General features: G+C 41.8%; 1 protein-coding gene. It reads left to right on the top strand.

Annotated features, from left to right (window positions below; all coding sequences use genetic code 11):
• On the top strand, positions 1-208 hold a 208-nt coding region (locus tag OD803_RS14610), incomplete at both ends, for an HYR-like domain-containing protein (protein WP_262734106.1).

The raw sequence follows: 208 nt of genomic DNA, 5'->3' as shown, positions 1-208 counted from the left end.
TCCTGTTCCTGATGTGGCGACACTTGCTGATGTAACTGCTGAATGTGAAGTGACTGCTTTAACACCTCCTTCAGCTAATGATAATTGTGGTGGTACGATAACTGTAACTCATGATGCCTCTTTACCAATCGCTACTCAAGGTACAACTGTAGTGACTTGGACTTATGATGATGGTAACGGAAATACATCTACACAAACTCAAAACGTG

It is taken from the genome of Gaetbulibacter sp. NE, assembly GCF_025548475.1.
GTDB classification, from domain to species: domain Bacteria; phylum Bacteroidota; class Bacteroidia; order Flavobacteriales; family Flavobacteriaceae; genus Gaetbulibacter_B; species Gaetbulibacter_B jejuensis.
The sequence above is the reverse complement of the archived record's forward strand: the minus strand, read 5'-3'. Positions and strand labels throughout refer to the sequence as shown.